23 protein-coding genes, 1 tRNA gene and 2 pseudogenes are annotated in these 25,519 nt (G+C 70.0%); 12 read left to right on the forward strand and 14 right to left on the reverse strand.

Annotation, left to right across the window (positions count from 1 at the left end):
* Positions 1-3: 3 nt before the first annotated feature.
* Positions 4-714: a helix-turn-helix domain-containing protein gene (locus B1L11_RS05030; RefSeq protein ID WP_079313394.1), complete on the reverse strand. Its 711-nt coding sequence runs from the start codon at positions 712-714 to the stop codon at positions 4-6.
* Positions 715-953: 239 nt separating this feature from the next.
* Between B1L11_RS05030 and B1L11_RS05035 the strand changes: the two genes are divergently transcribed.
* On the forward strand, positions 954-1,772 hold the full coding sequence (locus B1L11_RS05035; protein ID WP_079313395.1) for an oxidoreductase: 819 nt from the start codon (positions 954-956) through the stop codon (positions 1,770-1,772).
* 30 nt (positions 1,773-1,802) lie between these two features.
* On the opposite strand, the gene B1L11_RS05040 is transcribed toward B1L11_RS05035, so the two are convergent.
* Positions 1,803-3,092, reverse strand: a complete 1,290-nt coding sequence (locus B1L11_RS05040) for a S9 family peptidase (protein WP_218670910.1) — start codon at positions 3,090-3,092, stop codon at positions 1,803-1,805.
* A gap of 82 nt (positions 3,093-3,174) precedes the next feature.
* Between B1L11_RS05040 and B1L11_RS05050 the strand changes: the two genes are divergently transcribed.
* The gene (locus B1L11_RS05050; RefSeq protein ID WP_079313397.1) at positions 3,175-3,696 is read left to right on the forward strand and encodes a helix-turn-helix domain-containing protein; all 522 of its coding nucleotides are present in this window, start codon (positions 3,175-3,177) and stop codon (positions 3,694-3,696) included.
* A 10-nt stretch (positions 3,697-3,706) separates the two neighbouring features.
* Here B1L11_RS05050 and B1L11_RS05055 read toward each other — a convergent pair whose 3' ends face one another.
* Positions 3,707-4,660 carry a YafY family protein gene (locus tag B1L11_RS05055; protein ID WP_079313398.1) on the reverse strand — a complete coding sequence of 318 codons (954 nt, stop codon included), beginning with the start codon at positions 4,658-4,660 and terminating at the stop codon, positions 3,707-3,709.
* Positions 4,661-4,720: 60 nt separating this feature from the next.
* Here B1L11_RS05055 and B1L11_RS05060 point away from each other — a divergent pair, with 60 nt between their 5' ends.
* Together B1L11_RS05060 and B1L11_RS05065 are read left to right on the forward strand one after the other, a co-directional pair.
* Positions 4,721-5,266, forward strand: a complete 546-nt coding sequence (locus tag B1L11_RS05060; RefSeq protein WP_079313399.1) for a DinB family protein — start codon at positions 4,721-4,723, stop codon at positions 5,264-5,266.
* Positions 5,263-5,877 carry a GNAT family N-acetyltransferase gene (locus tag B1L11_RS05065; protein WP_079313400.1) on the forward strand — a complete coding sequence of 205 codons (615 nt, stop codon included), beginning with the start codon at positions 5,263-5,265 and terminating at the stop codon, positions 5,875-5,877. Before B1L11_RS05060 ends, B1L11_RS05065 begins: the two co-directional genes overlap by 4 nt.
* Before the next feature lie 31 nt (positions 5,878-5,908).
* Here the strand turns inward: B1L11_RS05065 and B1L11_RS05070 are convergent, their stop codons facing one another.
* The 4 genes from B1L11_RS05070 to B1L11_RS05085 all read right to left on the reverse strand — a co-directional run bounded on the left by B1L11_RS05070 (position 5,909) and on the right by B1L11_RS05085 (position 10,912).
* Positions 5,909-6,643 (reverse strand): alanyl-tRNA editing protein, encoded by a 735-nt coding sequence (locus tag B1L11_RS05070; RefSeq protein WP_218670911.1) that lies wholly within the window; start codon positions 6,641-6,643, stop codon positions 5,909-5,911.
* A gap of 81 nt (positions 6,644-6,724) precedes the next feature.
* A complete protein-coding gene (locus B1L11_RS05075; RefSeq protein WP_218670912.1) occupies positions 6,725-8,287 on the reverse strand; it encodes an alpha/beta hydrolase in 1,563 nt (520 codons plus the stop codon).
* Between the two features lie 149 nt (positions 8,288-8,436).
* The gene (locus B1L11_RS05080; protein WP_179154981.1) at positions 8,437-9,219 is read right to left on the reverse strand and encodes a carbon-nitrogen hydrolase family protein; all 783 of its coding nucleotides are present in this window, start codon (positions 9,217-9,219) and stop codon (positions 8,437-8,439) included.
* A gap of 262 nt (positions 9,220-9,481) precedes the next feature.
* On the reverse strand, positions 9,482-10,912 hold the full coding sequence (locus B1L11_RS05085; RefSeq protein WP_256862240.1) for an MDR family MFS transporter: 1,431 nt from the start codon (positions 10,910-10,912) through the stop codon (positions 9,482-9,484).
* A gap of 705 nt (positions 10,913-11,617) precedes the next feature.
* Here B1L11_RS05085 and B1L11_RS05090 point away from each other — a divergent pair.
* The 3 genes from B1L11_RS05090 to B1L11_RS46485 all read left to right on the forward strand — a co-directional run bounded on the left by B1L11_RS05090 (position 11,618) and on the right by B1L11_RS46485 (position 14,120).
* Positions 11,618-12,247 carry a polysaccharide deacetylase family protein gene (locus tag B1L11_RS05090; RefSeq protein ID WP_079313404.1) on the forward strand — a complete coding sequence of 210 codons (630 nt, stop codon included), beginning with the start codon at positions 11,618-11,620 and terminating at the stop codon, positions 12,245-12,247.
* A gap of 71 nt (positions 12,248-12,318) precedes the next feature.
* Positions 12,319-13,488, forward strand: a complete 1,170-nt coding sequence (locus B1L11_RS05095) for an endo-1,4-beta-xylanase (RefSeq protein WP_079313405.1) — start codon at positions 12,319-12,321, stop codon at positions 13,486-13,488.
* Positions 13,489-13,715: 227 nt separating this feature from the next.
* The gene (locus tag B1L11_RS46485) at positions 13,716-14,120 is read left to right on the forward strand and encodes a hypothetical protein (protein ID WP_179154982.1); all 405 of its coding nucleotides are present in this window, start codon (positions 13,716-13,718) and stop codon (positions 14,118-14,120) included.
* A gap of 59 nt (positions 14,121-14,179) precedes the next feature.
* Here the strand turns inward: B1L11_RS46485 and B1L11_RS05105 are convergent, their stop codons facing one another.
* Positions 14,180-14,923, reverse strand: coding sequence for a PQQ-binding-like beta-propeller repeat protein (locus tag B1L11_RS05105; RefSeq protein WP_179154983.1), 744 nt, complete (start codon positions 14,921-14,923; stop codon positions 14,180-14,182).
* A gap of 399 nt (positions 14,924-15,322) precedes the next feature.
* Between B1L11_RS05105 and B1L11_RS54525 the strand changes: the two are divergent.
* Positions 15,323-15,538: pseudogene (locus tag B1L11_RS54525) on the forward strand (IS3 family transposase); the annotation flags it as partial.
* Positions 15,539-15,593: 55 nt separating this feature from the next.
* Positions 15,594-15,764: pseudogene (locus B1L11_RS54530) on the forward strand (DDE-type integrase/transposase/recombinase); the annotation flags it as partial.
* Between the two features lie 183 nt (positions 15,765-15,947).
* On the opposite strand, the gene B1L11_RS05120 reads toward B1L11_RS54530, so the two are convergent.
* Together B1L11_RS05120 and B1L11_RS54535 are read right to left on the reverse strand one after the other, a co-directional pair.
* A tRNA-Ser gene (locus B1L11_RS05120) sits at positions 15,948-16,036 on the reverse strand.
* Complete coding sequence (locus B1L11_RS54535; RefSeq protein WP_372974647.1) at positions 16,000-18,105, reverse strand: AAA family ATPase; 2,106 nt, start codon at positions 18,103-18,105, stop codon at positions 16,000-16,002. Before B1L11_RS54535 ends, B1L11_RS05120 begins: the two co-directional genes overlap by 37 nt.
* A gap of 572 nt (positions 18,106-18,677) precedes the next feature.
* Between B1L11_RS54535 and B1L11_RS05135 the strand changes: the two genes are divergently transcribed.
* Positions 18,678-19,640, forward strand: a complete 963-nt coding sequence (locus B1L11_RS05135) for an NAD(P)H-quinone oxidoreductase (protein ID WP_079313409.1) — start codon at positions 18,678-18,680, stop codon at positions 19,638-19,640.
* 64 nt (positions 19,641-19,704) lie between these two features.
* Positions 19,705-20,232, forward strand: a complete 528-nt coding sequence (locus tag B1L11_RS05140; RefSeq protein WP_079313410.1) for a bacterial proteasome activator family protein — start codon at positions 19,705-19,707, stop codon at positions 20,230-20,232.
* 8 nt (positions 20,233-20,240) lie between these two features.
* On the opposite strand, the gene B1L11_RS05145 is transcribed toward B1L11_RS05140, so the two are convergent.
* Positions 20,241-21,050, reverse strand: a complete 810-nt coding sequence (locus tag B1L11_RS05145) for a Cof-type HAD-IIB family hydrolase (RefSeq protein WP_079313411.1) — start codon at positions 21,048-21,050, stop codon at positions 20,241-20,243.
* 240 nt (positions 21,051-21,290) lie between these two features.
* Here B1L11_RS05145 and B1L11_RS05150 point away from each other — a divergent pair, with 240 nt between their 5' ends.
* A complete protein-coding gene (locus tag B1L11_RS05150; protein ID WP_041952879.1) occupies positions 21,291-21,494 on the forward strand; it encodes a cold-shock protein in 204 nt (67 codons plus the stop codon).
* Between the two features lie 354 nt (positions 21,495-21,848).
* Here B1L11_RS05150 and serS read toward each other — a convergent pair whose 3' ends face one another.
* From serS to B1L11_RS05165, 3 genes are all read right to left on the reverse strand, one after another.
* Complete coding sequence (gene serS, locus B1L11_RS05155) at positions 21,849-23,114, reverse strand: serine--tRNA ligase (RefSeq protein ID WP_079313412.1); 1,266 nt, start codon at positions 23,112-23,114, stop codon at positions 21,849-21,851.
* A 38-nt stretch (positions 23,115-23,152) separates the two neighbouring features.
* Positions 23,153-24,073 (reverse strand): prephenate dehydratase, encoded by a 921-nt coding sequence (pheA, locus tag B1L11_RS05160; RefSeq protein ID WP_079313413.1) that lies wholly within the window; start codon positions 24,071-24,073, stop codon positions 23,153-23,155.
* Positions 24,074-24,190: 117 nt separating this feature from the next.
* Positions 24,191-25,465, reverse strand: coding sequence for a glycosyltransferase 87 family protein (locus B1L11_RS05165; protein WP_079313414.1), 1,275 nt, complete (start codon positions 25,463-25,465; stop codon positions 24,191-24,193).
* Between the last annotated feature and the right edge of the window lie 54 nt (positions 25,466-25,519).

The raw sequence follows: 25,519 nt of genomic DNA on the forward strand, positions 1-25,519 counted from the left end.
TCTCTAGGAGAGGCGCTGGAGGGAGAGGGCCTGCCGCCAGTGCTCGGCGGCCTGCGCCATGTCGCGGCTGAGGAGCTCGAAGAACCGGCTGGTCGTGTGCAGCCGCATGCCCACCGGCGTGCCGGTGCCGAAGACGCCCGCCCCACGCCGTGCGGTGTCCGCCCACAGTGCCATCGACCTGGCACTCTCCGACCAGGTGCGATACCACACGTCGACGTCTACGGCGTAACGCTCGCGCCGAACCTCACGTTCGCGGCCGACCAGGCCGCGCTGCTCGAGCCATCGGATGGCCTTGGAGATCGACGCCGGGCTCACGTGGAGGCGTTGGACCAGCTCCGCGGCGGTCAGGCTGGCTCCGTCGCTGACGAACAGCGCGGCGAACACCCTGGCCGTCAGCGGTGACATCCCCGTCTGGATCATCATTGCGGTGAAGTCCTCGGTGAACTCCTGGACCGTGCGGGCGTCCCGGTCGCCGTACGTGTCCGGGGGTTCGGGCTGCGAGACCGGCCGGCGACGGCGAGCCCGCCAGTTCGTCGCCTGCTGGGCGTGGTGGGCCCGATAGCCGTGCGGGCCGCCGTTGCGAGAGATCTCGCGGCTGACGGTGGACCTGGGCCGCCCCAACCGCCGGGCGATCTCCGCGTAGGTCAGCCCGTCCCCCAGCCCTTCGGCGATGCGGCGGCGGTCCTCGAAGCTCAGGCGGCTTCGTGCGGGCATCCGATCCCTCCTCGTCGTTCGTCAGATCGTCCTGGTCTGCGGCGGCCGAATGCAACAGGAGAGAACGTCCGGTGCATTCTGCGACAGCTCTTTGCACCAATAAAACGCCGTCCACCTGCGCATATACGAAGAGCTTGTTGCCGCGGAGCAAAAGGCGTCCGTAGCCTCCCCAGTCGTGAACGGCGTGACGCCCGTGCCGGCACGCCGCCCCACGGAGTCCCCGTCCGGGAGGTTTCATCATGAAGGTCGTACTCGTCACCGGAGCCTCGTCCGGCATCGGCAAGGCCACCGCGCTGGAACTCCTGCGGGCGGGTCACATCGTGTACGGTGCGGCCAGGCGGGTGCGGAACATGGACGTCGTCGCCGACGCCGGTGGGCACGTGCACTCGATGGACGCGCGCGAGCCCGCCGACCTGGAACGGGTCGTCCGCACCGTCATCGAGGAGCAGGGCCGGATCGACGTCCTGGTCAACAACGCCGGCACCGTGGTGCACGGCGCGGCCGAAGACGTCCCCCTGGAACTGGCGCGCGACCAGTTCGAGGTGAACCTCTTCGCACCGGCCAGGCTGGTCCAGCTCGTCCTGCCGCACATGCGCGAGCGGAGGTCGGGCACGATCGTCAACGTGTCGTCGATCGGCGGCGAGATCGCGTTGCCGCTCGGCTGCTGGTACTACGCCGCGAAACACGCTCTGGAGGCGTACTCCGACTCGTTGCGCATGGAGGTCGAGCAGTTCGGCGTCGAGGTCGTCATCATTCAGCCCGGGATCATCAAGACCGGGTTCGAGGATCACACCGCGCAGGACCTGCGGGAGATCTCCGGCGCGACCGCCTATGGGGCGATGGCCGAGGCCATGGCCAGGCGGAGCGAGACCCAACTCGGCGTGGACAGCCAGGCCTCCGATCCCGGCGTCGTGGCCGCGGCCATCCGCGAGGCCGTCGAAGCCGGTAAGCCCAAGACCCGCTACGCCGTCGGCTGGATGGCCGACAAACTCCTCGAACTCAACAGGACGCTGCCGGACCGCGAGTTCGACAAGCTCGTCACCGGGTCCATCGGGTAGCCGGACCCGGTGTGACGGCCTGAAAGGGAATCACACCGCGTCTCGCGCCGGGGACGACAGCTGTGCCGCGAGCCAGCCGGTGACGAGCTCCCTGACCTGCGCGTCGATCGGCTCGCGCGCCTCACGCCGGTACGCGCGCAGCAACGGCGGTCCGGGCTGCCTGCGCAGGATGTGGCTGAGATCGGGGATCACGTGGGTCTCGATCGGTCCCGGCACCAGCTCCGCCATGCGGGCCAGGTCCTCCGGGTTCACCTGGAGGTCCTTGTCCCCCGTGACGGCCAGCACCGGCGCCTGGATCCGGGCGAGATCTTCCGCGGGATCGTAGTCGAGGAACTCGCGGGTCCACCGGGCGTTCACCCGGACCCCGCCGATACGGGCGACATCGGTCGTCGTACGGCGGATGCGCTCGTGGTTCTTCGTCACCTTGGCGACCAGGTCGGTGCGGGTGAGGCGCAACACGGCACGGACGAAGGCCGGCATGCTCGGCGCGAGGCGCGCGGCCTGCCAGCGCAGCGTCTCCGCGCCGCTCCTGGCGGTGCCGGCCAGCAACACGACCGCCGCCACCGCGGGGTCGTGGGCGGCGAGGTACGTCGCGATGAGGGCGCCCTCGCTGTGCCCGGTCAGCGCCACGCGGCCGGGGTCGATCTCCGGACGTTCGCGCAGCGCGGCCAGCGCGGCTCCGGCGTCGTCCATGTTGTCGCGGAACCCTGCCGCCAGGAAACCGCCGGTGCTGGCCCCCACTCCCCGCTTGTCGTATCGGAGGGACGCGATCCCGGCGGCCGCGAACGCCTCCGCCAGCTGACGGGTCACCCCGAGGGGGAGGCGCCGATGGTCGGAGTCACGGTCGACCGGTCCCGAGCCGGGGACCAGCAGCACCGCGGGGAAGGGCCCGTCGCCGCCGGGCAGGGTCAGCGTGCCGGCGAGCCGTTCGCCGCCCGAGGCGAAGACGAGGTCGATGTCGCGCATCGTGTCGATCCGTTTCAGGCGCCGGCGAGGGCGCGACCACGGTGTGCGGGTCGTCCACGCCCAGCAGCAGAGAGGAGTAGCCGTGCCCGTCGAGGTGGATCCGCACCGCCGGCTGGCCGGCGCGCACGTCGACGAACTCCCTCCCGGACCGGCTGTGCCAGGTGCCGAGCTTGCGCCGGCCGGGCACGCCGAGGCCGTGCGCACGCCCCTGGCCGCGCCGAGCGCGTCGTCCACGATCTCGGCGGATCGGACCGCCGAGCGCGGGACGCGCAGGTCGGCACGCAGGGCGGCGGCCTTCTCCACGGCGGTGAGGCGGACTTCGACGGCGTCGGCGGTGACGGTCACGGTGCTCATGGCACTCCTCGCAGATTGTCGCTTCGGTGAGGCCGATTGTTCTCGATTATGAGAATGATGTCAAATGTGAGAACGTTTAGCCATGACGACGGCCGAGTTGCTGCTGCACCCGATCCGGCTGCGCATCGTCCAGGCGCTCCTGGGCGAGCGGATGCTGACGACGGCCGACCTGCGCGCCGAGCTCCCCGACGTACCGCCCGCGACCCTCTACCGGCAGGTCGCGGCGCTGGTCGAGGGCGAGGTTCTGGAGGTCGCGGCGGAGCGCAAGGTGCGGGGCACCTTCGAGCGGACCTACCGGCTGCGTACGGCCAACGCGAACGTCAGCGCCGAGGAGGCGGCCGGGCTGGGGACGGAGGAGCACCGTCAGGCGTTCATGACGTTCGTCGCGTCGCTGCTGGCCGACTTCGACCGCTACCTCACGCGGGAGGACATCGACCTCGGCCGCGACGGCGTGGGCTTCCGGCAGGCGGCCATGTACCTCGACGACGAGGAGTTCCAGGACTTCCTGCGGGACCTGAGAGCGGTGCTCGTCCCGAGGCTCGCCAACCAGCCCGCGCCGGGCCGCACCCGGCGCATCCTGTCCACCATCGTCATGCCGTCCTGAAACGCCCGCGTCAAGCGCCCGCCTGAAGGAGACGGCGTCCGAGGGCTTCGGCGGCCTCCCGCAGTTCGCGTGACCCGACGATGCGGAAGGGCGCCCGGATCGCCGTGAGCTGCCGGACGTACCAATCCGGTTCGTCGGTGCTGCCCACCAGTCGCGTGCTGGTCGCGTCGATCGGCTCAAGGCGGCCCAGACTGCGCGGAATCCACTCGGCCGCGGCCTCGGCAGGCGCGTCGACGACGACCTCCACCTCGTGCCGCCACCCTGCCGACAAGTGGTCCTCCAGCATCTCCGCGGGGTCGAGATCGGCCGGAGGGACGGCCGGGACGTCGAGGACCTCGACGTCCGCCACCTTGTCCACCCGCAGCACCCGGCGGGCGTTCTTCGTGTGCGACCAGCACAGCAGATACCACCGGCCGCGGCGTACGACGACGGCCCACGGGTCGACCTCCATGACCCGCTCGTCACCGGGGCGGATGCGATATCCGAGCCGCAGCCGGCGGTTCGCGGCGCAGGCCTGGGCGAGGACGGCGGTGGTCTCCGGGTCGGGAGTCCTTGCCCCGGGCTCGGGGTGTCTCGTGCTCAGGCTCCGCACCGCCGCGGCCGGCCCGGCGACCGCCTCGGGAAGCACTCGCATGATCTTGCCGAGTGCGCCGCCCACGGGATCGGCCGGGTCCCCCGTGTTGTGGTGGCCGTCCAGCACGGCCATCACCAGCCCGAGCGCCTCGGCCGGCGTGAACATCAGGGGAGGCAGCCGTAGCCCCCGGCCCATGCGGTATCCCCCGTAGGGGCCGCGTTCGGACTCGATCGGGATACCGGCCTCGCGCAGGATGCCGACGTAACGCCGGGCCGCCCGCTCGGAGACGCCGAGCCGGCCGGCCAGCCGTTGCGCCGTGATGCCGGGGCTGCTTTGGACCATTTCCAGGAGCAGGAGCGCCCGGGCGGTCGGGCTCTCGTCGTGCGTCACGCGGCAACCCCGTCACATTCCGGAAGCAGATCGTCCGGAATGCACCGTAGCCTGTCCGCCATGACCGAAAACGTCCTTTATGAGCCGCCGGTGGCGGGCGACGAGATCGACACCTTGCTGGGCTCCCTGGACCGTCAGCGCCGGATATTCGCGTGGAAGTGCGGCGGGCTCGACGCGGCAGGCCTGCGGGCGACCACCGCCGCGTCGTCCATGACCCTGGGAGGGCTGCTCAAGCACCTGGCCCTGGTGGAGGACGACATGTTCTCCCAGAAGCTGTTCGGGCGGCCGCCGTCGCCGCCGTGGGACACGGTGGACTTCGACGCCGACCCCGACTGGGAGTGGCGCACGGCCGCCGACGACACTCCCGAGCAGTTGACGGCCTTGTGGCAGGAGGCGGTGGCCCGCTCCCGCACCAACGTACGGCAGGCGCTGGCCGAGGGCGGCCTCGGACGGCTCGCGGCATACACCGGCTCACGCGGACAGTCGCCCAGCCTCCGCCGCCTGCTGATCGACATGATCGAGGAGTACTCCCGCCACGTCGGGCACGCCGACCTCATCCGCGAGTCCGTCGACGGCCTGGTCGGAGAGGACCAACCGGCGGAATGAGGCAGGACATCACTGAGCCGATTCCCCCCGATCGGCTCGTCATCGTCCCCGCCAACCGGGCGTCGTGGGACGACCTGCAGGCGATCTTCGGTACGACCGACTGCCATTGCCAGCGCTACAAGATCTTCACCTACCAGTGGGGCTCGGTCTCGGACGCCGAGCGTGCCGCGCGCCTGCGCGAGCAGACCGGCTGCGGAACCCCCGGAGCCCGGTCGACCAGCGGTCTCGTGGCCTATCTGGACGGCGAGCCGGTCGGGTGGTGCGCGGTCGAGCCCCGGACGGCCTACCCTCAGCTGACCCGCACCCGCGTCCCCTGGACCGGGCGGCAGGAGGACGAAACCGACGACAGCGTCTGGGCCGTGACCTGCTTCGTCACCCGCAGGGGCTTCCGCCGGCGCGGGGTGACGTACGCGCTCGCACGCGCCACGATCGACTTCGCCCGGAGGCGGGGAGCCCGGGCCCTGGAGGCATACCCGATGATCACCCGTCCGGGCGTCGAGATCACCTGGGGCGAACTGCACGTCGGCAGCCGCGACGTCTTCCTCGACGCGGGGTTCACCGAGGTGAGCAGGCCGACCCTCAGGCGAGCCGTCGTGCGGATCGACTTCTGACCGTCCCGCGGCGTACGGCGTGGTCGGGCCGTCAGTCGGAGATCGCGATGCGGAGGCGGCGGAAGCCGCGACCCTTGCTCTCGATCTTGGCGACCTTGATCCTGCCGATCTGCTTGGTCGAGGCGACGTGCGTGCCCCCGTCGGCCTGGGTGTCGAGGCCCACGATGTCGATGATCCGCACCTCGGGGATGTCCTCCGGCACGAGGTTCGTCGCGGTGCGGATGATGTCGGGGATCGCGAAGGCCTCCGCGCGCGGCAGCACGCGTACGTCGATCCGCCGGTCGGCGGCGATCTCGGCGTTGCACGCGTCCTCGACCGCCTCCTTGAAGCCGGGCGGCACCTCGGGGAGGTTGAAGTCCATCCGCGCGGTCATCGGCTCCATGTTCCCGCCGGTGACCAGGGCCCCGTAGTCGCGGAACACGACGCCGCACAGCACGTGCAGGCCCGAGTGGGTGCGCATGAGCGCGGAGCGCCGCTCGTCGGCGACCGCCGCCCGTACGATCGTGCCGGCGGGCGGGATCGGATCGTCCGCCGCCGGGATGAGGTAGAGGTCGTCCCCCTTGCGCACGCCCTCGATGCGGGTCTCGACGCCCTGCCACAGCAGCACGCCGTGGTCCGGCGGCTGGCCTCCGCCGCCCGGGTAGAAGGCCGATCGGTCCAGGACGATCCCGTCCGGCGTGGCCTCCAGCACGACGGCCTCGAAGGACCGCAGATCCTGGTCGGTCAGCTCCAGCCGCCTCGTCCGCCCGTGAAGATCGAACGTCACCTCACCGAGTCTATCCACGGCCCACGGGCCGGGGCCCGTCCGGCGCGGGCCGTGCGGTCCGCGCCCGGGTGGTGTCATCGATCAGGACCGGAATCGCCAGCCGGGCAGGCCGGGGATGGGTCCGGACGGCACGGGCCACGGGGCCCGGCGCAGCGTGGCCTCAGCGGGCGGCACCGCCGGGCAGCGGGTGCCCCGGGCCGGGAGCGTACGCGAGACCAGGTAGCGGTCGAACGCCCCCGTCGTGCAGTCCCCGCGCCCGTAGATGCCGTGTCCCCAGCCCTCGTAGGTGAGCAACACGCCCGCGCGGCCGATCTGCCCGGCGGTGCTCGCCGCCCAGGAGTAGGGAGTTGCCGGGTCGTGGACCGCGTTGCCCAGCAGCACCTGCGCGTTCGGGGCGACCCGAAGCCGATGCTGGGGATTGGGAATCGGCGTGGGCTGGCCGAGGCAGGCGGCGATCATCGAGATCGCCAGCGGGCTGATCCGCATGTCCGGCGCGATCCTCGCCGCCCGGCTCAGGTGGGCGGCGTAGTCACGGAAGTCGCGCACCGGCAGGGAGTAGTCCTCGCAGAACACCTGCGCCGGATTCTCGATGACCTCGTTCTCCTGGCCGCGCGGCTCGACAGGCGGCGACACGGAGGGCCGGACGCCGGTGTCCAGGGCGACCAGCAACTCCGCGAGCTGCGACCAGGACGGTCCGTAGAAGGCGCCGAAGACCAGGGACAGCAGGGAGGCCCGGTTCAGGGAGATCGACGGGTCCCCGGGGAACGGCAGCTCACCCCGGTCGGCGCGGGCGATCAGGCCGGCCCACAGCGCCCGTACGTCCTTCCCGTGCAGCGCGCACGACTCGGTCCGGTCGCACCAGGAGACGAACTCGTCGAACGAGTCCTGCACCGTCGCGGTCTCGGTGTCGAGGAACGCCCCGGTGCCCAGGCTGTGGTCCATGTTGCTGTCGAGCGCCAGGGCCCGTACGCGGCCGGGGAAGCGCTCCGCGTAGAGCTGCCCGATGAGCGTGCCGTACGAGACCCCGTAGTAGGTCAGCTTCTCGTCACCGAGGGCGGCGCGGACGGCGTCGAGGTCGCGTACGACGCTGAGCGTGTCCACGTGGTCGAACAGCGGCCCGGTGCGTGCCCGGCAGTCCTCGCGCAACCGCTGGTTGTAGGCGACGAGAGCGGTGAAGTCGGCCTGGCTGCGCAGCGAGAGCGGGTCGGGCGCCTGGTAGGCGAGAGCGGTCGAGCAGATGACGGGGTGGCTGCGCGCGACGCCGCGCGGGTCGAAGCCGACGAGGTCGAAACGGCGGGTGATTTCCGCGCTGAAGGGAAGCCGGTTTCCGAGGACCGCGTCCACGCCCGATCCGCCGGGTCCGCCCGGATTGATGACCAGCGAACCCACCCTGGCCGCCGGGTCGGTCGCCTTGCGCTGGACGAGCGCGAGGTCGATGGTCGCGCCGCGGGGCCGGGCCCAGTCGATCGGCACGGCCAGCGTGCCGCAGTCCGCGGTGGGGTCGTCCGCGCAGGGTGTCCAGGTGACGGATGGGGTGGGCCCGCCTCTGCCCTGCTCGGCGGTGCCCGCGGCGACCGGCGAGAGGGGAAGCAGGGCGGCGATGAGGGAAGAGACGACGACGGTTAATCGCGCTCGTGCTCGCACACGGCCCTCCATTCGGGGGATGACGAAATGGAGCACCAATTGTGAGCAATTTATGTCAAACGGGAATCCGACCAGAGACGGAAAAACGTTTCATCAGTTCGGCGTATTCACGACCGATTCACCCGTTGTACGGCGAGCGTGATTCCTGGTCAGGCGACAGGACGGGAACGCACCGCGGCGAAGTTCCTGTTCCTCCGGTTGTCCCGCAGATCGGTGAGCGCGGCGAAGTCGGGCTCGAAGGCGGCCAGGCGTCTGTTGCCGAGCCCGCGGAACAGCCCTCGGGAGGTCGCAGGGTTGGGATCGGCGAAGCCCGCCACCCCGCACCCCGTCCGCCCCCGGTACGCCGAGGGGTGCGCCCAATCGCTGATCGCCACGAACGCGGTCACCTCGTACGCCCGCGACACGGCCATGTGCCGCCAGAGGGAGCGCGCGATGGCGGGCGACGGCCGCTGGGTGACCGAGAACGCAGGGACGATCACGAGGTCGGGCCCGGACTCGGCGGCGAGCGAGTCGAAATACCAGAAGTCTGCGCACAACAGGACGAGCAACCGATGGCCGCCGACCTCGACGGCACGCGGACGGCTGCCGCCGAGGACTCCGGCGGCCCGCTCGTCGCCGTACGGATTGAGCTTCTCGTAGTCCGCGACCACCGATCCGCCGGGGTCGGCGACGGCTCCGCGGTTGACCGTGCCGGAGCCGGACGCGCAGTGGTGCGATCCGCCGACGACCCAGCTGCCCAGCGACCGGGCGAGCCCTTCGACCCGCCGCCGATACCGCCGGTCGCCGAGCTCCGCGCCGGCCAGTTCGGGCAGCACCACCACGTCATCCGGACCGAACCGGATGCGCGACCGCTCGGCGTCGCGCAGCACCGCGTCGAAGTTCCGGTCGCCGTCAGAGTGCCATTCCGCAGGCTGTGTCACCACGACTCGCACGAACACCTCCACGTCGGCCCGTAGATCTCGAAACTACGCCGAAACGGCAGGCGCGGCCCTCTTCAGGTAGTGGACCCGGGAGCGATGCCGGCCCTCAGCCGGCTGGTGTTCCGTACCGTGCTGCGAAACCGCGCTGCGAAACCGCGCTGCGAAACCGCGCTGCGAAACCGTGCTGCGAACCCACACCGGCCCAGGCCGAGGCGACGGCAGCGTGAACGCCCAGGCTGTGACCGGGACGGAGACGGGCAGCCGTCGCGCCGCTTCACCGGGCGGGTTCCTCGACCTCGGCGGTGCTGTCCGCGCGGGCCGGGAGGATCACGGCGGTGACGACCACGGCCAAAGACAGCACCGCGCCGATGATGAAGGCCAGTCGCATGCCCTCGAGGTTGGCGAGCACCTCCGCGGTTCCCGCGGATTTCAGTGCCTCGGCTCGCGCGCTCATCACGGTGATCACGAGCGCGGTGCCGAAGGCCGCGGCGACCTGCTGCAGCGTGCTCAGGATCGAGCTGCCGTGGGAGTAGAGCCGTGGAGGAACCGCTCCGAGCCCGAGGGTGAACACCGGGGTGAAGGCCGCGGCCAGACTCACCATCAGCAACGCGTGCAGACCCAGGAGCTGCCAGTAGGGCATGGTCATCGTGACCTGTGTGAAGCCGGCGAGCGCGAGGGTGATCCCGACCGCGCCGGGAATGACCAGGACCCGGCCGCCGAAACGGTCGAACAGGCGGCCGACGGCCGGGCCGAGCAGCCCCATCGCGAGGCCGCCCGGCATCACGAGGAGTCCGGTCTCCAGGGGGCTGAGCTCACGGACGTTCTGCAGGTACAGCGGCAGCAGGATCATCGAACCGAGCATCGCCATGAAGGCAACCGACATCAGGATCAGCGCGACCGTGTAGGTGCGGTGGCGCAGGGTGCGCAGGTCCATCAGCGGCACGCCGCGCTTCTGCAACGACAACTGGCGGACGACGAAGACGACGATGGCGACCAGGCCCGCTGCGACGACTGCGGCGGCAACGCGGACGTCACCGCCCTCGAACCGGCTGAGCCCGTAGACCAGGCCGCCGAAGCCGCCGGCAGCGGTCACCACGCTCAACCAGTCGATGGTGCTGACCTGCGGCTCTCCCACATTCTTGAGCTGCTTCAGGCCACGCCAGGTGATCAGCGCGGCGATGGGGAGCACCACGGCGAACAGCAGCCGCCAGGACCCGAGCTGGAGGATCAACCCCGAGACCGCCGGGCCCATCGCGGGCGCGACCGAGATGGCCAGGCTGACGTTGCCCATCACGCGGCCCCGATCCGCCTCGGGCACTACCTGCATCAATGTGGTCATCAGCAGCGGCATCATCACGGCGGTCCCGGACGCCTGGATGATCCGGGCGCCGAGCAACACCTCGAACGACGGCGCGACGGCGGCCAACGCCGTGCCGAGCAGGAACAGACCCATCGCGGTGGCGTACGCGCGACGGGTGGACACCCGCTGCAGGAACCATCCGGTGATCGGGATGACGGCGGCCATGGTCAGCATGAAGGCGGTCGAGAGCCACTGCGCGGTCTGCTCGGTGATGTGCAGAGCGCCCATCAGCCGGGGGATCGCATTGATCATGATCGTCTCGTTGAGGACGACCACGAACGTGGCGAGCACCAGCAGCCGGATCACGGGCGGGGTGCCGGGGGTGCTCTTCGAAACGGCCGTCACGGCTTTGACAGGGGAATCGGATTGGGTGATGGTCACGGCACCTCGATCAGCGTTGTCGGGACATGACGAGGCCCTTTGCCGGCCCCAGCCTTGGGTCTCCCAAGAAGTTGTGGTCGTAGAAAGCCTGACAGGCGCCACCGACAAAACTCGTCGTCCTCAGCCAGCATTCCGGCAAGCGACCCGAAATGTCACTTGGTTTTCACCGGCGGAGGATTCGCCGCATACGGCCACACATGGCGGTGAGCCCGAGGCTCAGCCGCAGGTGGAGGCGTGGCACAAGAGGATCACCGTCCCGCACCCTCACCGGCGCCCCCTCTACAAGATCTCCGCCTCCCGAGGCTCTTCCACGTACTCGGCCAAGACGCTGCAGTGGTCCCGCCGACAACGCCACCTCGCACGACCGACCTCCCTACACGGAGCCGCCGAAAAGTTTCGGAACACGCATCCCTTGCTTCACAGCATGATGGAGGCCGAGTCTCGCCTCTCGCCCCATGAAACCCGCGCCGCCCGCGAACTCGCTGGTGGTTGTGACTCTTGACGTACAACAGACAGGTTCCTATGGTCGGCATTGCTTTCGCAACACTGCCGAAACTTTCGGGCAGTCTTGTCGTCCGAAGAGGAGTCGTCGTGGTCAATCGAAGCCGACGCCCACGCCGGCCACGTCTTCTCTCAGTCCCACTGGCCGCCATAGGGCTGGTGCTGGGTATGGCGCATCCAGTCCTGGCGGACAACCCGATCCCCACGGTCGTCGACTCGACCCGCAGCGGCGGGCTGTCGGTCGGCTTCACCTTCGACGACGGCCCGAACCCGCCCGACACGCTGCGCCTGCTCGACGTGCTGCGCGAGCACCACGTGAAAGCGGTCTTCTGCCTCTGGGGCGATCACGTACGGCGGCACCCGGAGATCGTCCGGCAGATCGTCGCCGACGGGCACACGTTGTGCAACCACAGCATGCACCACGACGACATGGCGACCTGGTCGGCGGAGCAGATCCGCGCCGATCTCCTGGAGACGAGCGCCGCCATCCGCGCAGCGGTGCCGGGGGCGCACATCCCGTACTTCCGAGCCCCGTACGGCAGTTGGGGGCTGACGCCGACCGTCGCGGCCGATCTCGGCATGCAGGCGCTGGGCTGGCGCCTGGCGATCGGCGACTGGGATCCGCCGGGCACCGCCGAGCTGATCCGCCGCCTGCGAGAAGGAATCACGCCGGGCGCGGTGGTCCTGATGCACGACGGCGGCGGGGACCGGAGCCAGACCGTCGACGCCGTCGACGCCGTCATCCCAGCGCTGCGGTCGGAGGGATGGCACCTGTCGCTGCCCGCCCGCCGGGGCTGACCTGAACGCACCACCCATCACCTGAACGCACCACCCATCACCCCCGTTTCCCCCCAACCCGAGGAGTTCCTTTGCTTCGTCCCGCACTGTCCATCGGCCTCGTGAGCGCCACGGTCCTGCTGGGCGGGATGGCTCTCACCGGCTCGGCCTCGGCCGAACCCGGCGCCGCCCCTGCACAGTCCCAGGCCACCAGGTACCCCGCGGACTCGCTGCGTGCCCTCGGCGACCGGGTCGGTCTGCGTATCGGCACCGCCGTGAACACGGACGAACTCGGCAGCAACGCCGACTACACCCGGATCACGGCCGAGCAGTTCTCCAGCGTCACTCCCGAGAACGTGATGAAGTGGCAACTGGTGGAGCCCACCCGCGGCACGTACGACTGGGCTGCCGCCGACCGGCTGGTCGCCTTCGCGAAGAAGAACAAGCAACTGGTCCGCGGCCACACGCTGGTGTGGCACAGCCAGCTGCCCACCTGGCTCTCCTCCGACGGCTACACCACCACGCTGTCCAACGACGAGCTGAAGGCCCTGCTGAAGAAGCACATCCAAGATCAGGTGAAGCACTTCAAGGGCGACATCTGGCAGTGGGACGTGGTCAACGAGGCGTTCGACGACGACGGGCAGCCCCGCCAGACCATCTGGTACAAGGCGTGGGGCGGTCTCGGCTACATCGCCGACGCCTTCCGCTGGGCCCACGAGGCCGACCCCAAGGCCCTGCTGTTCTACAACGACTACAACCTCGAGTTCACCGGGGTGAAGAGCAACGCCGTCTACGACCTCGTCCGGTCCCTGAAGGCGCAGCGTGTGCCCATCGACGGCGTCGGCTTCCAGGGCCACCTGGACACCCAGTACGGCTTCCCGGACCTGCAGAACAACCTGCAGCGCTTCGCGGACCTCGGCCTGAAGGTGGCCGAGACCGAGGTGGACGTCCGCACGTTCACGCAGGCCCCGCCGAACGAGAACACCCCGACCAACCCGCTGGCCGGGTACGCCCAGGAGAGCTACTGGTCCCGCGCGCTGAAGGCGTGTCTCGCCGTGCGCGAGTGCATCTCGTTCACCCCCTGGGGATTCGGCGACACGTATTCCTGGATCCCCGGCTGGTTCGACAACCCACAGGAGGGCGCCGCCCTGCTGTATGACGGGAACCTGCAGCCCAAGTCGCAGTACTACGTGCTCCAGCAGGACCTGGCACTCGCCGCGGGCGCGCCGCACCGCTCCGGCCCGGGCGCCGGCCGCAACTGACCGTACCGACAGGCACGGGGCCGCACTCCATGAGTGCGGCCCCATTGCCGGTCTCTGCCGTTATAACGTGCGGCGGCGTTTTTCCTCGTCCACGATGTGCCCCTGCGCCGCCGTCGCCTATACAGGGCTATCGGGAAGAGCACAAGATCTATAGCTCTGATCGGGTGGCCACTTCCCCTCTGCGGCTCCGCGTAGGCCCGTCCGTCCTGGCGAAGACCACTGTCCCGGTGGCCACTCTCCTCGTCATCCTCTACCTGGCCATATTCACGGTCACGCTCGTGCGGTCATCGGCATTTCAGGAATCCTTACATGGGCCGGTCCTCTGCGAGTTTATTCCGGAAGATGCTCCGCCGAGCCAGCAGGAGGAAATAAGGGACTATCTGGGCTGCGGGCCTTCGCCCGCGCTAGTCCTGTTCGCAGGTACCGCGTTGATCGCGCTCATTCCCGTGTTCGCGATGACCTACGTGAGTGTGCGGGTATTGCGCTTTCGTGCCGACCTTTTCGGCACGGCGCTCGTCATCCAAGGGGCCCTGAAGGCCAAGCAAAGCGATTGGGAGGCCTGGTTTCTCGCGCCTTGGTTGCCGGGCGCCCATCGTCACAGGTCCTTCTGGGACCCGATGAAGGACGAATAGCGTTGACGACGCTGACGTGCGGGTGTCGCCGGTCGGCGGACAGAAACGGCTGGTCGGCCTTATCCCGTCGCCGCTCTCACGGCATGCACCTTGTCGCTGCTGGTGGAGATATACACGACACCGTCGGCTACCACCGGCCTGTAGATCCCGCTGCCGATTGCATAGGTCCAGCGTTGCTCGCCGGTCACTGCGTCCAGGGCGTGCACCGTGTTCTCGCCGTCATCGTCGAGATACACCACACCGTCGGCCACCACCGAATCATCGGGGTAGTAGTCGCCATCGGAAACCTCGTAGGTCCAGCGTTGCTCGCCGGTCGCCGCGTCCAAGGCGTACATATCGCCCCCGATGTTGCGGACGTACACGACACCGCCGGCCAGCGTCACACTGACGTAGGGGCCGCTGGTTTCGGAGATCCAGCGTTGCTCGCCGGTCGCCGCGTCCAGGGCGTACACCCTGCCGTCATCGGTGGTGTATACGACACCCTCGGCCACCACAGGATCCGAATAGCCGACTGCTGAAGGAACTCTGGGAAGTTTGTGGGTCCAGCGTTGCTTGCCGGTCGCCGCGTCCAGGGCGTACAGCCTGTCCTCGCCGAGCTCGCCGCCGAGGACGTACACCACACCGTCGGCCACCGCCGGCGCGGAGGTCCCGTAGCCGATGTCGTAGGTCCAGGAGGGGGTTATGGTCACGGTCGCCGTCACTGCCCGCCACACGAACCCTGAGACGACAACCAAAACGCCGATTGCCAGCCCTGTGACCGCCCGCTGCCATCTGCTCCACTGACGCCCGCCTACACTCTTCATCTCCCGGACTTCACCGCTATCTCTCCTCGGGGGTGCTCGCATGCCTGGAGTCGGCTTTGGCGTCGCGCCCGGCGCGAAAGGCTCCGAATGACGCTATGGGCGGGCGCTGGAGAACGGCTTGTCGATCACTGGGACGGTCGTGTTCGTCAACGGACGCCGAATACTGGATCAGGTGGCGCAGACAAGAGCGCATCGATGCGGGTCTGGAGCCCGGCATCACCTCCAGCGACCAGGCCGAGCTGGTGGCCGTCCGGCGCCGGATCGCCGAGCTGGAGACCGAGCTGGCGGTGACGCGGCGGGCCAGTGAGCTGCTGCGAGAGGTGGTGTCCGCAAAAGGCGGTTTGAGGCCATCGCGGTGATGGCCGGGAAGGGCTGCCGGTGCAGGTGTGCTGCTGGGTGATGGGTGTGTCGGAGTCGGGCTACTACGCCTGGCGCTCTCGCCCGCCGTCGCCGCGATCGGTGCGGCACGCCTGGTTGACCGAGGTGATCTGGCAGGGCCGCGCCGCCTCCCGCGGCGTCTACGGCGCCCGCCGCGTGCACGCCGAGCTCACCCTCGGCCGCGGCATGGTCGGGCACGAGCAGGTGACGATGCTGACGCATCGCGCGGGCATCAAGGGGCTGCCCGGTAACCGCCGCCGGCGCCCGGTTCCGCAGGTGCCGACCCACCGACATGGTCGACCGGCTGTTCGCCCGCTCCGGCCCCGACCAGCTGCGGGTCACCGACATCACCGAGCACCCGACCCGGGAGGGCAAGGTCTACTGCTGCGTCGTGCTGGACGCCTATTCGCGGCGGGTGGTGGGCTGGTCCATCGACTCCACGCAGACCGCCACCCTGGTCACCAACGCCCTCGGCATGGCCATCCACAACCAGAACCCGCAGGCCGGGACGGTGATCGTCACAGCGCCCCGGGGATGCGCACCCCGGTCGAATACAAGATGCTCTAGGCAAACACCCAGCTTGGAACGAGCAACGGCGTCCGACCGGGGCGAATCCGCGGGTCAGACGCCGTTTTGGCTGGTTGAGCGGAGAGCGTGGGATTCGAACCCACGAGACCGGTCACCCGGCCTAGCGGTTTTCAAGACCGCCGCCATCGTCCACTAGGCGAGCTCTCCCCGGGCGCCCCACGCTGGAGTGCCACGCAGCAGCCTAGTCTCTCACTCCTCGCCGCGTGACCGCGACCGCGAAAGAGATCATCCCGCCTCCGCGACAACTCACAGGTGGTCCGGGATCTCCGAGAACCTGGGCTCGGCCAGCGCCTGCGGCCCGGCGAAGCCGTCGCCCACCGAAGCGGCCAGGCGGAGGTAGGCGTCCCGGGTGGCCTGCTGGAGGCGGTCCAGGTCGATCTCCGCGCCCTCCTCCAGGTGGGCGTCGTACGGCACGCGGACCACGGTGCGGCAGCGGGCGGCGAAGTGGGCCTCCAGCTTGTCGAGGTCCACCGTGGACTTCGACCGGGGCCGTACGCTGCACAGCACCACGGTGGCGGCCCGGACGAGGTCGCCGTAGTGGTGCGCCTCCAGCCAGTCCAGCGTGGCCGAGGCCGCCCGGGCGCGTCCACGGACGGCGAGCTGACCAGCACGATCTGGTCGGCCATGCCGAGCACACCCGACATGGCGGAGTGCAGGAGGCCGGTGCCGCAGTCGGTGATGCAGATGGAGTAGAAGTTCTCCAGCACGTTCGCCACCGCGTGGTAGTCCTTGGCGCTGAACGCCTCCGACACCGACGGGTCGCGGTCCGACGCCAGGATCTCCAGCCGCGAGGGCGTCTGCGAGGTGAAGGCCCGGATGTCCACGTACCGCTTGATCTGCGCGCGCTCGTTCAGCAGGTCGCGTACGGTGGCCGAGGTCTCCAGCTCGACCTTGTCGGAAAGCGTTCCGCGGTCGGGGTTGGCGTCGACCGCGATGACACGGTCGCCGCGCACCTGTGCGAGCGTGGCGCCGAGTCCGACGGTCGTCGTGGTCTTGCCCACCCCGCCCTTGAGGCTGAGGACGGCGACCCGGTGGTGGCCGGTGGCGACGGGCGTGCGGGCGCGCTGCACGAGTTCACGACGCCGCCGCACCTCCGGGGCCTCACCCGGCTTGATCAGCCCGGCGGACGCCTTGTAGACCAGCCGCCGCCAGCCCGTCGCGGGAGCGTTCCTCCGTCCCCGCAGCAGGGTGACCGGGTCGAGGCTGTCGGCGGTCGGCTTCGACCCCGCCGACCTCCCGGTCGTACGCGCGGGCGAACTGAAGGCCGAGACGGGGGGAGCCGGTCGGCGCGGGGGCTGGTAGGCCTCCCGCTCCGCCACCGCGTCCCGTTCCACAGCGGACGTCTGGTCCGGTGCGGGGCTCGGCGCCGACGCGCGCTCGGGCACGGGTTGAGGTGCGGCGGGTGCGGGCGCTGGCGCGGGTTGAGGTGCGGGTGCGGCCGCCGGCGGGGGCGTCGGCGCGCGATCGGACCCGGCTCGTACGGCTTGCGCTCCTCGGCGGCCAGGTCCTCCCGCAGGGAGCCGGTGAAGCGGTCGTCCGTGAAGTCCGGCGCGGTCTCGGCCCGTGGGGTGGCGAACGGAGACGGGATCTCCGGCGGCGCGGGCGGCTCCTCCGGCGTCGGCGGGGGCGGCGGGGGCGGCGGGTTCCTGCTGGGCGGCCGGCACCGGCACGGCCGGCTCCAGCCAGCCACGCAGCGGCTCCCTCGTCGAGCCGGACGCCGGGGAGGCGAAGGGCTTGACCGACTCGCTGCTGGAGAACGCGCCGATGTTCTTGTAGGCGTCGGTGTCCGCCGGGGAGCCGGGGAAGGCGCCGCCGGAGGCCCGTTCGCCGAACAGAGGGGTGGTGAAGGACGAGGGACCGCTCAGGCCGCCCGCCGGCGTGGTGGGGCGTCCCTCGTCCTCCGGCGACTCCTGGTCGTCGCCCGAGGCCCCCTCGGGGGACTCCGCTCCCGCACCGGACGAGGCACCGAAAGACCCCGGGAAGGACGACTCCACAGAACGATCCGACGGCGCGCCGAAAGAACCGAGAGACGAATCGAACGGCGGGGCGCTCACCGGCCCGGTCGACGTGGCGGATTCCTCGCCCTTCGTCTCCGGCGGTGTGCCGAACGCGCTGGGCGACTCGGCCGGCGACGGGTCCTCACGCTCCTCAGAGGGCGAGGACTCGGGCCTGGTCACGAAGGCCGTCGTATCGCCGAAGGCCGCCGTGTCACTCACGTTCCTCGTGTCGCCGAAGTTCGTGTCGCCGAAGTTGTTCTCGCCGTACGCCGAGTCCGCGCCATACCCGGACCCAAATCCGGACTTTTCGCTACTTTCGTACCCAAAACTATCGGAATAGCCTGCGCCGAAGAGGGGCTCGCGGACGGGGCCTGTGGACGACCCCTCCGAAGCGTCCTCCTGTGCCGGAGCGCCGTACGCGGAGCCGGTCGCGCTGTCGGCCGCGCCGCGGAGCAGACCGCCGGACGCGGGCTCGGCCGGGACGGAGGCGTCCAGGGGTCGGCGGGGTACGGCGAGGCGGGCTCGGGGTCGGCGGGCGGCGGCGGTGGAGAGGCGAGCGTGGCGGAGGTGACCGCGCTGACCGCTATCTCCACCTCGTCGGGCATTTCCTTGATCGCGTCAAGCCATGCCAGCTGGTCCTCGAGAGAATGGGGATCCTCACGATCATGTCTCGCCACCGTGTACCCCCTCGGGCTGGGCTAATGGGGTAGCAAACACATTGCAGATTAGCGCCACGTAATACGGTGAATGCGGGCAACCGCCGAGTTCTCCGTCACGCTACTTTAGGTCACATGCGTGCGATCGTGATTTCCGAACCCGGCGGACCTGAGGTTTTGGCCTGGCAGGAAGTGCCCGACCCGCGTCCCGGCGCAGGTGAGGTGGTCATCGAGGTCGCCGCCTCGGCCGTCAACCGGGCGGACCTGCTCCAGCGTCGCGGCTTCTATCCGCCGCCGCCCGGAGCCTCCGAGATTCCCGGACTCGAATGCTCGGGAACGATCATCGAAGTCGGCGAGAACGTCCCGCATCTCGCCCCCGGCGACCGGGTCTGCGCCCTGCTGGCCGGCGGCGGATACGCCGAACGGGTGGCGGTCCCCTGGCAGCAGGTGATGCCGGTGCCGGAGGGCGTCACGCTGGACGAGGCCGCCGGCCTGCCCGAGGTCGCCTGCACGGTGTGGTCGAACGTCTTCATGACCGCCCGCCTGCGCAAGGGCGAGACCCTGCTCGTCCACGGCGGCGCGAGCGGCATCGGCACCATGGCCGTCCAGCTCGCCAAGGCGTACGGCTCCCACGTGCTCGTGACGGCCGGATCGGCGGACAAGCTCGCGCGCTGCCGCGAACTCGGCGCGGACGAGGGCGTGAACTACCGCGAGGAGGACTTCGCCGAGCGGTTCGAGGGCCGGGCCGACGTCATCCTCGACATCGTCGGCGCGAAGTATCTGCCCGGGAACCTCCGTGCCCTCGCCACCGGCGGCCGCCTGGTCGTCATCGGCATGCAGGGCGGCGCGAAGGGCGAGCTCGACCTCGGCACGCTGCTCGCCAAGCGGGCCGCGATCCACGCGACCGGGCTGCGCAACCGCCCGGTGGACGACAAGGGCGTGATCTGCCGCGGCGTTGTGGACAACGTGTGGCCGCTCGTCGCCGCCGGGGCCGTACGGCCCGTGGTGCACGAGCGGATCCCCCTCGACCAGGCCGCCCGCGCTCACCGGATGCTCGAAGAGGGCGAACACATCGGAAAGCTCCTGCTGGTCAGGTGAGTTAGGTTGGATCGGGTGAGCACGGTGTGGCCCAGCGGAGCGAATCAGGAGTTGTAAGCGATCGATGAACGCAGACGAGAGCACGCCGCAGATCGTGGTCGTGGGGCCGCAGGGCCTTTCGGTCTCCGGCGGCAACGGTAAGGGCGAGCACGAGGAGCGGTCCGTCGCCGACCTGGTGGAGCAGCCCGCCAAGGTGATGCGGATCGGCAGCATGATCCGCCAGCTGTTGGAGGAGGTGCGGGCGGCTCCCCTCGACGAAGCCAGCCGCAAGCGGCTCAAGGACATCCACCAGAGCTCCATCAAGGAGCTCGAGGAGGGCCTGGCCCCCGAACTGGTGGAGGAGCTGGAACGGCTGTCCCTGCCATTCAGCGACGAGAGCGAGACCCCGCCGAGCGACGCGGAGCTGAGAGTCGCGCACGCCCAGCTCGTCGGCTGGCTGGAGGGCCTGTTCCACGGCATCCAGACCACGCTGTTCGCCCAGCAGATGGCCGCGCGGGCGCAGTTGGAGCAGATGCGCCGCGCACTCCCCGGCGGCATGGGCCAGGCCGCGCAGGACGACCAGGGCCACCGCGCGGGCGGCCCCTACCTGTAGAACCCCACCTACCCGCTGACTCGGAACAGGGTCTCGAGCACGACCGCCACACCGTCGTCGTTGTTGGCCGCCGTCACGTGATCGACGGCGGCCAGCACGTCGGGGTGGGCGTTCGCCACCGCGTACGACGTGCCGGCCCAGGTCAGCATCGGCAGGTCGTTCGGCATGTCGCCGAAGGCGACCACCTCCGCGGGCTTGATCCCCCGCTCCTCGGCCAGCGTGGCCAGCGCCGTGGCCTTCGTCACGCCGTACGCGCTCATCTCGATCAGCGCCCGCCCGCTGGAGTGGGTCGGGGTCACGATGTCGCCGACGATCTCCAGCACGCCGCGGTGCAACTCGTCGGGGTCCATCGAGGGGTGCTGCGCGAGCAGCTTGGCGCACGGCCGGGAGGTCAGCGCCGCGATGGCGACCATCCGGCCATAGGACAGCTCCCGGGCGTCCCAGCGCCCGAGCGCGTAGTCGGACTCGTGCGCGAAGCCACCCTCGTACTCGACCGAGAACGTGAGATCGGGCACATTCCGCCGCAGCCGGGTGACGCACTCTTCGAGGACGTCGGGGTCGATCAGGTGCGACTCGACGATCTCCTCGGTGTGGAGGTCGTACACGAGCGCGCCGTTCGCACAGATGGCCAGCCCGCGGTGCCGTACGGCTCCCGCGACGGTGTGCATCCATCGGGGCGGCCGCCCGGTCACGAAGACGAGGGTGCCGCCGGCATCCTCCACCCGGGCGAAGGCGGCGGCGGTACGTGGAGAGACTGTTCCGTCGGTGCGCAGAGCGGTGCCGTCGAGGTCCGTGGCGACGAGGCGGGGGCAGGTCATGACAGGTTCCAGTGTGCACCGAGATAGGCCATGCCATGCCCTCGGCCACACCCGGGGCGAGAAATCTCCTCCGGACGTGGAACACCAACGGGCTACATAGTGTTAGATGTGAAGGCGTTGTATTAGCTGTTCCCGTAGCGAAAACCAGTTTGACTGTATGAGCCACCCGGGGAGCTGTGCGACACACCCGGGGTCCACGAGGTGTGGTCCCCAAGATTCACTTCCTTAGGGAGAGCAGTAATGGCTCAGGGAACCGTCAAGTGGTTCAACGCTGAGAAGGGCTTCGGCTTCATCGCACCGGACGGCGGCGAGCCCGACGTGTTCGTGCACTTCTCCGCGATCACGGGCAGCGGCTACCGCAACCTCGAGGACGGCCAGCGGGTCGAGTTCGAGGTCATCGCCGGTCCGAAGGGCCCGCAGGCGTCGAACGTCCGTGGCCTCTGACCTGACGTGACGAAGGCGGGGCTCGCGTCGGCGAGCCCCGCCTTTTGCGTACCCGGGGGCGCCCCGGCCGTCAGCGCCGCGGCGGCCCCTTGGAAGGCCTCCGCGCATGAAAGTTTCACGCGCGGGGGTCTTCTTCGCACTCGGCTCGCCTCCAAACCGAGAGATTTACATCACATCTGACGGCCCCTGCCGCCAAAGGTGCAGATCCCACTTTTCAGGGACATCCGAGGCTTTCGACCGCACGCCCCCGCGCCAGGGAACCCGGCCGCCGCAGGAACCGCCCGGACACACACGAAGACCTCCGTACGCGGTGGGCGGCACCACGCCGGAGGTCCTCGATGGAGGCCGGTAGGTCTACCGGGACAGCGGCTCCAGGACGTCGAGCCCCACGTACGGCCGCAGCGCCTTGGGGACGACCACCGAGCCGTCGGCCTGCTGGTGGTTCTCCAGGATCGCCACGATCCAGCGGGTGGTCGCGAGCGTGCCGTTGAGCGTCGCCACGTGGTGCGGCTTGCCGTCCTCGTCCTTGTAGCGCACCTTCAGGCGGCGCGCCTGGAAGTCGGTGCAGTTGGATGTCGAGGTGAGCTCGCGGTAGCGGCCCTGCGAGGGGATCCACGCCTCGCAGTCGTACTTGCGGGCCGCCGAGGTGCCGAGGTCGCCCGCCGCCGTGTCGATGACGCGGTACGGCAGCTCCACCTTCTCGAGCATCTCCTTCTCCCAGGCGAGCAGCCGCAGGTGCTCCTCGTGGGAGTCCTCCGGCCGGCAGTAGGAGAACATCTCGACCTTGTCGAACTGGTGGACCCGGATGATGCCCCGGGTGTCCTTGCCGTACGACCCGGCCTCGCGGCGGAAGCAGGACGACCAGCCGGCGTAGCGCAGTGGCAGCGCGCGGGGGTCGAGGATCTCGTCGGAGTGGTAGGCCGCCAGCGGCACCTCGGAGGTGCCCACCAGGTAGAGGTCGTCCTCGGGCAGGCGGTAGATCTCCTTGTCGTGGGCGACGTGGAAGCCGGTGCCCTGCATCGACTCCGGCTTCACGAGCACAGGCGTGATCATCGGCGTGAAGCCCGCCTCGATCGCCTGCTGCATCGCCATGTTGAGCAGCCCGAGCTGAAGCCGCGCGCCGACACCCGTCAGGAAGAAGAACCGGGCGCCCGAGACCTTCGCGCCGCGCTCGATGTCGATCGCGCCGAGCAGCTCGCCCAGCTCGACGTGGTCGCGGGGCTCGAAGTCGAAGACCGGCTTCTCGCCGATCTCCTCCAGCACCACGTAGTCATCCTCGCCTCCGGGGGGCGCGCCCTCCTCGACGATGTTCGGCACGGTCATGAGCAGCTCGTCGAGCTCGCTCGCCAGCGCTGCGGCCTCGGTCTCGGCCGCCTTCACCTGCGCGGCCAGCTCCTTCGCGCGGTCGAGCAGCGACTGGCGCTCGTCTCCGGACGCGCGGGACACCGACTTGCCGATGCTCTTCTGCTCGGCGCGCAGCGACTCGAAGTTGTTGAGCGCGGCACGGCGGCGCTCGTCGAGCGACAGCAGGGTCTCCACGACCGAGTCGTCCTCGCCGCGGACGCGCTGCGACGCCCGGAGCCGGTCAGGGTCCTCACGAAGGGTTCGCAGGTCAATCACGGCTCAAAGGCTACCGGAGCCGGTGCGGCTCCCGCCCGTCAAGCGAGACCGGCGCGGATCTTTCCGAGCCATTCGGCGGCCTCGGCGAAGTCCGTGTCGGTCGTACCCTCCTTGATCTGCGTCGGAACCCGGTCGGCCCGCGGATAGCTGCCGAGGAAACGCAGGTCGTCGCAGAGCCGGTGGAGGCCGGCGACGGCCTCTCCGACCCGGGCGTCGGCGATGTGACCCTCGAAGTCGAAGTGGAAGAAGTAGCGGCCGATGCCGTCCCCGGTGGGACGCGACTCGATGCGGGTCAGGTTGACCCCGCGCACCGCGAACTCGCTCAGCATCTCCAGCAGTGCGCCCGGGTGGTCGTCGCGGAGGAAGGCCACGAGCGAGGTGCGGTCGGCGCCGGTGGGCTCCGGCAGCCGCCCGGGCCGGTTCACCTTGATGAACCGGGTGACGGTGTCGGAGCGGTCGCCGATGTTCGAGGCGATCGCGTCGAGCCCGTAGTACTCCCCGGCGATGGCCGGGCTGATCGCCGCGTCGTACGGAGACTCGGGAGAGGCGACCTCCTGGGCGGCGGCGGCCGTCGACGAGGCCGCGATCACCACGGCGCCGGGCATCTCACGCTCGATGAACCCACGGCACTGGGTGTGGGCCGCCGGGTGGGTGATGACCCGCTTGATCTGGGCCAGTTCGGTGCCGGGCCGCACCAGCAGGGAGAACTCGACCGGGAGCAGCAGCTCACCGGTGATGTGGAGCGGCCTTCCCCCGGCCAGCTCGTCGAGGGTCTGGGTGATCGCCCCCTCCACCGAGTTCTCCAGCGGGACCACCGCGCCGTCCGCCGCGCCGTCGCGGGCGGCGTCGAGCGCGACTCCGACGTTGGCGCAGGGCAGGCGCTCGACATCCGGCTCCAGGAGTCGCAGGGCCGCCTCACAGAAGGTGCCCTGAGGCCCCAGGTACGCGAGCTTCGACATGTCCTCAAGGGTATCCGCAGGTAGGTGTGGCGGGCATGCGGAGACACTCCTGTGGAAAACACCTAGGTCCGGCTCGTCCTGTGGACAGGCCCGCTCATCCTGTGGACAACCGCCCGGTCACGTGGCCGCGGCGGGAACGGCGACAGCGGCCCGCCGCCGGGGCAACCAGGAGCCGAGGAGCCAGACGAGGCCGATGGCGCCGAGCCCGAACGCGTTCTGCACGATCTTCCCCGCGACCGGGCTGAGCACGGGGATCTCCAGCGCCTTGAGGGTCACTCCCCACCACGGGATGGGCAGCACGTAGTAGAGCCACACGCCCGCCGCGACCAGCAGCCGGACCCGGTCGCGGCCCGACCCGGCGAGGGCCGCGAGCACGACCACGACCCAGGCGATGTGGTGGATCCAGGCCACCGGCGACAGCAGCACCGCCATCAGCCCCGTCAGCGCCACCGCGGTCGTCACGTCGCCGTCCAGGTACGCCCGCCGGGCGCGGCGGAAGCCGTACCAGCCGATCACGGCGACGGCGGCGAGCCAGAGCACCGTGGTCAGCCAGCCGGGCAGGTAGAGCCTGAGCAGCATGCCGCGCAGCGACTGGTTGGTGGTGGCGGCGTTCGCGCCCAGCCGCTCGGAGTCGAGCAGCGCCCCGAACCAGAAGTCCCGGGCGTCGTCGAAGATCACCAGGAACGGCAGCAGTGTGAGCAGGGCCGCCGTGAACACCGCCATGAAGAAGGCCCGGCGTTGTCCTGAGGCCCCGTGGCGCTGCCTTGCATCCCCCTCCCCGGCGGGGAAGGCGGTGATCGCCAGGTAGACGAGGAACACGCCGGGGGTGAGCTTCACCGCCGTGGCGAGGCCGATCAGCATCCCGCGCGGCCACCACGGCCTGCGCGCCACGCAGTCGAGCAGGCACAACGCCAGGAGGAACAGGTCCACCTGGCCGAACCTGAACTGGTCCCTGATCGGCATGAGATAGGTGCACGCGGCGCACAGCACGGCGAACAGCAGCGGCGCGGCCAGGGCGCCGCGCACGCCGTCCAGGAAGGCCCGGAAGGCGTGCCGCACCGTCACCGCGAGGACGGCGACGATGGCGACCGTCCACACCCACTGCGCGGCCGGCCATGACATGACGGCGAGCGGCACCGCCAGCATCGCGGCCACCGGCGGATAGGTGAACGGCAGCAGCTGGGGAGCCGGCGTGATCACGTCGTAGACGGGCAGACCCCGCAGCAGCGCCCAGCCGCCCGTACGGTAGACGTCCAGGTCCACCAGACGCTGGTCCTCGGGGTTGGTCAGCCAGTAGGCGATCAGCGGCGACGCCGCGGCGGCCAGCGCCACGAGGGCGAGCGCCCACGCCCAGGCGGGCCGGGGGGCCCCGGCGATCCGGCCAGTCGTCATGACCAGGCAGGCTACCGTGGACCGTGTCCGCACCGTTATCGATCATGAGGGAGC

The organism is Microbispora sp. GKU 823 (assembly GCF_002027145.1).
GTDB lineage: Bacteria > Actinomycetota > Actinomycetes > Streptosporangiales > Streptosporangiaceae > Microbispora > Microbispora siamensis.